Genomic DNA, 7,314 nt, shown 5'->3' with positions numbered 1-7,314 from the left:
GCCAGAGGAACCAGATGCCGATGACCGGCAGGATCAGCACCGCGACACCGAAGGTGACGGTGATCAGGGTGCCGTTCTGGATGAGCAGCACGCCCCGGCTGCCGACCAGGACGAAATAGACGACCAGGACGGCGGCCGTGATGGCATAGGTGATCTTCGCGCGCATGTCTGCCGGCTAACTGTCGTACGTCCCCGGCTCAGCCGAGGTCGAGGAAGTGTTCCAGGCCGAACGTGAGACCCGGGGTGGTCACCACGCGGCGGGCGCCGAGCAGGATGCCCGGCATGAAGCTGCTGTGGTGGAGGGAGTCGTGGCGGATGGTCAGGGTCTCGCCCTCACCGCCGAGGAGGACCTCCTGGTGGGCCAGGAGGCCGCGCAGCCGGATCGCGTGCACCGGGACGCCGTCGACGTCGGCGCCGCGGGCGCCGTCCAGGGCGGTGGCCGTGGCGTCGGGCTGCGGGGCGCTGCCGGCGCGCTCGCGGGCCGCCGCGATGAGCTGAGCGGTGCGCGTGGCGGTGCCGCTGGGGGCGTCCACCTTGTTCGGGTGGTGCAGTTCGACGACCTCGACGGACTCGAAGTACGGCGCGGCGGCCTCGGCGAACTTCATCGTCAGGACGGCCCCGATGGAGAAGTTGGGCGCGATGAGCACGCCCGTCTCCGGGGACGCGGCGAGCGAGGTGCCGAGCTGCGCGAGGCGCTCCTCGGTCCAGCCGGTCGTGCCGACCACGGCGTGGATGCCGTGCCGGACGCAGAAGTCGAGGTTGCCCATCACCGAGGCCGGGGTGGTCAGCTCGACCACGACCTGGGTGCCGGCCTCGACCAGCGTCTCCAGCTTGTCGCCACGGCTCAGCGCGGCCACCAGCTCCATGTCGTCGGCGGCCTCGACGGCTCGTACCGCCTCGGCTCCGATCCGGCCCTTGGCACCGAGGACCGCCACGCGCAGCTTGCTCATTGCTTCGTTCCTTACCGAGACGGGATTTACGCGACCGCGTCGTGCAGCCGGGACGCCTGCTTGTCCTTGACCGGACCGATGACCGCCAGCGAGGGCCGCTGTCCGAGGACGTCCCGGGCGACGGAACGGACCTCGTCCGGGGTGACCGACGCTATCCGGGCGAGCATGTCGTCGACCGACATCTGCTCGCCCCAGCACAGCTCACTCTTGCCGATCCGGTTCATCAACGCCCCGGTGTCCTCGAGGCCGAGGACCGTGGAGCCCTGGAGCTGGCCGATGGCGCGGCCTATCTCGTCGTCCGAGAGACCGTGCTCGGCGACCTGGTCGAGCTCGTCGCGGCACAGCTTGAGGACGTCGTGGACCTGGCTCGGGCGGCAGCCCGCGTAGACGCCGAAGAGGCCGCAGTCGGCGAAGCCCGACGTGTACGAGTACACGCTGTAGGCCAGGCCGCGCTTCTCGCGGACCTCCTGGAACAGGCGCGAGGACATGCCGCCGCCGAGGGCGGTGTTCAGGACGCCGAGGGCCCAGCGGCGGTCGTCGGTGCGGGCCAGGCCCGGCATGCCGAGGACGACGTGGGCCTGCTCCGTCTTGCGGCCGAGGAGCTCGACGCGGCCCGCGGTGCGGATGCTGCGCAGGCCGTCGCGCGGGGCGATGGGGGCGGCCGTGGCGTACTTGAAGGCGCCGGCCTTCTCGAAGGCGGCACGGACCTGGCGTACGACCTTGTTGTGGTCGACGTTGCCCGCGCAGGCCACGACGAGGTGCGTCGGGTCGTAGTGCTTCTTGTAGAAGCGGCGGATGCGGTCCGCGGTGAGGGCGTTGACGGTGTCGACCGTGCCGAGGACCGGGCGGCCGAGGGGGGTGTCGCCGAGCATCGTGTGCGCGAACAGGTCGTGCACGCAGTCGCCCGGGTCGTCCTCGGTCATCGCGATCTCTTCGAGGATGGCACCGCGCTCGACGTTGACGTCGTCCTCGAGGATGAGCGAGCCGGTGAGCATGTCGCAGACGACGTCGATGGCCAGCGGCAGGTCGGTGTCGAGCACGCGTGCGTAGTAGCACGTGTACTCCTTGGCCGTGAACGCGTTCATCTCGCCGCCGACCGCGTCGATCGCCGAGGAGATGTCCAGGGCGGACCTGCGGCTGGTGCCCTTGAAGAGCAGATGCTCCAGGTAGTGCGTGGCGCCGTTCAGAGACGGCGTCTCGTCGCGGGAGCCCACGTGCGCCCAGATGCCGAACGTGGCGGAGCGCACGGAGGGGAGCGTCTCGGTGACGATGCGCAGGCCGCCGGGCAGGGTGGTCTTGCGGACCGTGCCGATGCCGTTCGCACCCTTGATGAGGGTTTGGGTACGGGCGACGGCCCGCGCCTCAGAAGAGGTGCGGGCCGTCGTCGTGGAGCTACTCGACGTCACTGGTCGGTGTCGTCCTTCTTCTCATCGTCGCCTTCGCCCTCGATCACGGGGATCAGGGAGAGCTTGCCGCGGGAGTCGATCTCGGCGATCTCGACCTGGACCTTGGAGCCCACGCCGACGACGTCCTCGACGTTCTCCACGCGCTTGCCGCCTGCGAGCTTGCGGATCTGCGAGATGTGCAGCAGACCGTCCTTGCCCGGGAGCAGCGACACGAACGCGCCGAAGGTCGTCGTCTTCACGACGGTGCCCAGGTAGCGCTCGCCGACCTCCGGCATGGTCGGGTTGGCGATCGAGTTGATCGTGGCGCGCGCGGCCTCGGCCTGCGAACCCTGGGCGGCACCGATGTAGATGGTGCCGTCGTCCTCGATCGTGATGTCGGCGCCGGTGTCCTCCTGGATCTGGTTGATCATCTTGCCCTTGGGGCCGATGACCTCACCGATCTTGTCCACGGGGATCTTGACGGTGATGATCCGCGGGGCGTTCGGGGACATCTCGTCCGGCGTGTCGATCGCTTCCATCATCACGTCGAGGATGTGGAGGCGGGCGTCGCGGGCCTGCTTGAGGGCCGCGGCCAGGACGGAGGCGGGAATGCCGTCCAGCTTGGTGTCGAGCTGGAGGGCGGTCACGAACTCCTTGGTGCCGGCGACCTTGAAGTCCATGTCGCCGAAGGCGTCCTCCGCACCGAGGATGTCGGTGAGGGCGACGTAGTGCGTCTGGCCGTCGATCTCCTGAGAGATCAGACCCATGGCGATACCCGCGACGGCGGCCTTCAGCGGCACACCGGCGTTGAGCAGCGACATCGTGGAGGCGCAGACCGAGCCCATGGACGTCGAGCCGTTGGAGCCGAGGGCCTCGGACACCTGACGGATCGCGTAGGGGAACTCCTCGCGGGTCGGCAGGACCGGCACGATCGCGCGCTCGGCGAGCGCGCCGTGGCCGATCTCGCGGCGCTTCGGGGAGCCGACGCGGCCGGTCTCGCCGACGGAGTACGGCGGGAAGTTGTAGTTGTGCATGTAGCGCTTGCGGGTCACCGGGGAGAGGGTGTCCAGCTGCTGCTCCATGCGGAGCATGTTGAGGGTGGTGACGCCCAGGATCTGGGTCTCGCCACGCTCGAACAGCGCCGAGCCGTGCACGCGCGGGATGGCCTCGACCTCGGCGGCCAGCGTACGGATGTCCGTGACGCCGCGGCCGTCGATGCGGACCTTGTCCTTGATGACGCGCTCGCGGACGAGCTTCTTGGTCAGCGCGCGGTACGCGGCGGAGATCTCCTTCTCGCGGCCCTCGAACTGCGGGAGCAGCTTCTCGGCGGCGATCTCCTTGACGCGGTCCAGCTCGGCCTCGCGGTCCTGCTTGCCGGCGATGGTGAGCGCCTGGGCGAGCTCGCTCTTGACCGCGGCGGTCAGGGCCTCGAAGACGTCGTCCTGGTAGTCCAGGAAGATCGGGAACTCGCCGGTCGGCTTGGCGGCCTTCGCGGCGAGGTCCGACTGCGCCTTGCACAGGACCTTGATGAAGGGCTTCGCGGCGTCGAGACCGGCGGCCACGACCTCCTCGGTCGGCGCCTCGGCGCCACCCTGGACGAGCGTGATGGTCTTCTCGGTGGCCTCGGCCTCGACCATCATGATCGCGACGTCGCCGTCCTCCAGGACGCGACCGGCGACGACCATGTCGAAGACGGCGTCCTCGAGCTCGGTGTGCGTCGGGAACGCGACCCACTGGCCGTTGATCAGCGCGACGCGGACGCCGCCGACCGGGCCGGAGAAGGGAAGACCCGCGAGCTGCGTGGACGCGGAGGCGGCGTTGATCGCCACGACGTCGTACAGGTGGTCGGGGTTGAGCGCCATGATCGTGGCGACGACCTGGATCTCGTTGCGAAGGCCCTTCTTGAAGGACGGACGCAGCGGGCGGTCGATCAGACGACAGGTGAGGATCGCGTCCTCGGAGGGACGGCCCTCACGGCGGAAGAAGCTGCCGGGGATCTTGCCGGCGGCGTACATCCGCTCCTCGACGTCCACCGTCAGGGGGAAGAAGTCGAGCTGGTCCTTGGGCTTCTTCGAAGCGGTGGTGGCCGACAGCACCATGGTGTCGTCGTCCAGGTACGCGACGGCGGAGCCGGCGGCCTGCCTGGCCAGCCTGCCCGTCTCGAAGCGGATGGTGCGGGTGCCGAAGGAACCGTTGTCGATAACGGCCTCGGCGTAGTGGGTCTCGTTCTCCACTAGCGTTTTCTCCTCGTCTTCGTCCCGTCCTGCCCGTGTGGCAGGGGGACGGTGGCGGAGAAGCGCTCCTTCTGGTGCGGGCCGGTCTTCGATCGAAGCACCCGGGGCTGTCGCGCCCGGGAGCCACTACCGAGGACCGGCGGCGATGAGGCGCGCTTCTCCTCGTTCGTTGTCGTGAGATGCCCTACCCGGCGGGTAGGGCTTCGTCACGCTGTGTTCGTACGTGCTGTTTCCTGCGTATTGCGTTGTGCTACCACACTACAAAGCGTCGGTGACACTCCGCACGTAGAGAGCGCCCTCGGCAGCACATACAGCAAAAGGAGCGGTCCCCAAGAGGTGGGAACCGCTCCCTTCACGGCGTCTTACTTGGCGCCGCCGGCCGCACCGCGGCGGATGCCCAGGCGGTCGACCAGCGCACGGAAGCGCTGGATGTCCTTCTTGGCCAGGTACTGAAGCAGGCGGCGACGCTGGCCGACCAGGATCAGAAGACCACGGCGGGAGTGGTGGTCGTGCTTGTGGGTCTTGAGGTGCTCGGTCAGGTCCGAGATCCGGCGCGAGAGCATGGCGACCTGGACCTCGGGGGAGCCGGTGTCGCCCTCCTTCTGACCGAACTCGCTGATGAGCTGCTTCTTCGTAGCGGCGTCGAGCGGCACGCTTACTCCTTGTAGTCTCGTGTCTGCCACCGAGTGCCCCTGGTCGAATTCTCAGGGGAGCTTCCGTGACTCGGAAGGCGGGGATCCGCTGGGCGCGGCCTTCAGAGCTGTGCTCCGGAGGTGCGTACACAAACGGCCGTTTCACAGGGTACCAGCCTGGCCGGATACGTCTGTCCGGGTCCGCGAACCTTCCCGGACGGTGTGTACCAGGCCACTAGGGTGACGGCAGAGGTCATTCATACGTGGGGAAGGGGCCGGCGGAACATGGCCGAGGAAGCGGAGAACGACGTCAGGGCACGCAAGGAGCGGGAGAAGGACGAGCTCTACGCAATGGACATCTCGGGCGCCGAATGGCAGAGCGCGCCGGGCACCGAGGAGCACGAGGAGCGGGTCGAGATCGCCCACCTGCCCGAGGGCGCGGTGGCCATGCGGTCCTCCCTCGACCCGGGGACGGTCCTCCGGTACACGGAGGCGGAGTGGCGGGCCTTCGTGCTGGGCGCCCGGGACGGCGAGTTCGATCTGGAGCCGGCTCCGCACGCGGGTGGTCTGCCGACGGAGTAGCGGGACATCGAGAACCGGGGCCGGTGCGGAGAGTCTTCCGCGGCGGCCCTTTTGTCTGCCCGGCCGTACCCCAAGTGGTCTTCCGGGTGCCATTGTTTGTCCGCTTTCGGGGTCAATGGTGAGCGTGCGTAGGCCACTTCTGGGCAGGGTGTGCCGTAACGGGCTGCCGCGGTGCGGTGGACGGGCCTGCCCCGCGAACAGTCATGGTGATTAGGCTGGGACCGGGCGCGACGCCTGAACCCGTGCACGGGGGGCTCGCGTTATCCGGGGGGCCGGTCAATTCGGGCGGTCTCGTACGGACTTCGGGCGGCCTCGGTCGTCCGTGAACGTCAACGGACGACAAGCAGACGGTCGACCCGGCACGGCTTGCGAGTGCTCGACCACACCAGGAGGAATTGTGAACAGCGATCGGGACGGGATCCGCGGGGGCTGGGCCACGCCCGGCGATGACCAGTCCGACGCCGAGTCCGCCGTCGAGACGACGGGCGAGTTCACCATCGACTACGCGCCGCCCGCCTGGTACACGCAGAACGCCTCGGCCGGTTCCGGGGATTCGGGGGGCACGGGCGACTCGGGGGACTCGGACGGTCCGGTGGGCTCGGAGGGCCCCGGGGAGTCCGACGGCCTGAAGGAAGCCGAGGGCGTGAAGGACGCCGGGGAGCGGCAGGAGTCGCCGGGTTCCGAGGACGCGGTGCCTACGGGTGACCTGGCGGCCTCGGAGGGCGCGCCTGCCGCCGAGGAGGGGCCGACGGCTGCTCCGGTGACCGGTTCGGCGCCCGTCGCCGGTCCCGAGCACGGGCCCGCGGACGTCCGGCCGCCTGTCGCACCGCCCCATGTCGTACAGCCTCACGTACCCGCGCCCGCGCCCGCGCCGGCTCCGGCTCCGGCTCCGGTCGGCGAGGTCGGCGGCCCGACCGCGCTGCCGAACCTCCCCGCGGGCGGGTTCCCCGCGCCGTGGACGCCTGCCGCTCCGGCCGCCGCCGTTCCCAGCACCGCTTCCGACCTACAGGATTCCGGGAACGGGGACCTTGAGAGCGGCGCGACCATGCGGTTCTCCGCTGTCGCGCTGCAGCGTGAGATCGCGGAGCGGACGGCTTCCGAGGACGCCGGGGCCGAGGACGCGCCCGCCTCCGGAGCCGGCGGCGGGGACGCCCAGGCCGAGACCGAGGACGCGCCCGCCTCCGCCGAAGGCGACGACCGGGGCGACGAGGGCACGGTGTCCGGCGAGGACGCAGCCGAGGCTGCGGGAGCCCCCGTGGCCTTGGCCCTGGTCCAGCCGGAGGACGACGGCCGGACCGGGCAGGCGGCTCCCGCCCAGCCCGTGGCCGCGTCCGAGCCCGCGCCCGTCGTCGATCCCGTGCTCGCCTATCAGTCGCTTGAGGCGGCCTCCCAGTCCCAGCGCGTGGGCGTGAGCGACGCGCCGGTGGCCGACCGGGCCGCCCCCGCCGACGCCCTCGTCGCTTCTCCCGGCTCCGGGTCCACCGGGGTACCGGCCGCCGCCCCGGCCGAGACCGACGGCGCAGTCCGTACG

6 protein-coding genes are annotated in these 7,314 nt (G+C 70.1%); 2 read left to right on the top strand and 4 right to left on the bottom strand.

The window, feature by feature from the left end:
• Positions 1-197: 197 nt before the first annotated feature.
• From dapB to rpsO, 4 genes are all read right to left on the bottom strand, one after another.
• Positions 198-950 (bottom strand): 4-hydroxy-tetrahydrodipicolinate reductase, encoded by a 753-nt coding sequence (dapB, locus tag ACWEBX_RS27805; protein WP_386987958.1) that lies wholly within the window; start codon positions 948-950, stop codon positions 198-200.
• 26 nt (positions 951-976) lie between these two features.
• A complete protein-coding gene (locus tag ACWEBX_RS27800; RefSeq protein ID WP_451887534.1) occupies positions 977-2,356 on the bottom strand; it encodes a M16 family metallopeptidase in 1,380 nt (459 codons plus the stop codon).
• A complete protein-coding gene (locus ACWEBX_RS27795) occupies positions 2,353-4,569 on the bottom strand; it encodes a polyribonucleotide nucleotidyltransferase (RefSeq protein ID WP_451887533.1) in 2,217 nt (738 codons plus the stop codon). The genes ACWEBX_RS27800 and ACWEBX_RS27795 overlap by 4 nt, the downstream gene beginning before the upstream one ends.
• Positions 4,570-4,931: 362 nt before the next feature.
• On the bottom strand, positions 4,932-5,222 hold the full coding sequence (gene rpsO / locus ACWEBX_RS27790; protein WP_081219736.1) for a 30S ribosomal protein S15: 291 nt from the start codon (positions 5,220-5,222) through the stop codon (positions 4,932-4,934).
• Positions 5,223-5,486: 264 nt separating this feature from the next.
• Between rpsO and ACWEBX_RS27785 the strand changes: the two genes are divergently transcribed.
• Together ACWEBX_RS27785 and ACWEBX_RS27780 are read left to right on the top strand one after the other, a co-directional pair.
• On the top strand, positions 5,487-5,783 hold the full coding sequence (locus tag ACWEBX_RS27785) for a DUF397 domain-containing protein (RefSeq protein ID WP_451887532.1): 297 nt from the start codon (positions 5,487-5,489) through the stop codon (positions 5,781-5,783).
• A gap of 397 nt (positions 5,784-6,180) precedes the next feature.
• Positions 6,181-7,314: SCO5717 family growth-regulating ATPase (locus ACWEBX_RS27780; RefSeq protein ID WP_451887531.1), on the top strand; the 1,134-nt coding region annotated here is incomplete at its 3' end.

Source organism: Streptomyces sp. NPDC005070 (assembly GCF_053600395.1).
This window is presented reverse-complemented; position numbering and strand designations above follow the sequence as displayed.

What these genes read in the sequence shown, in the direction of transcription:
- dapB (WP_386987958.1), bottom strand. Translation starts at nt 950, where the DNA reads ATGAGCAAGCTGCGCGTGGCGGTCCTCGGTGCCAAGGGCCGGATCGGA.
- ACWEBX_RS27785 (WP_451887532.1), top strand. Translation starts at nt 5,487, where the DNA reads ATGGCCGAGGAAGCGGAGAACGACGTCAGGGCACGCAAGGAGCGGGAG.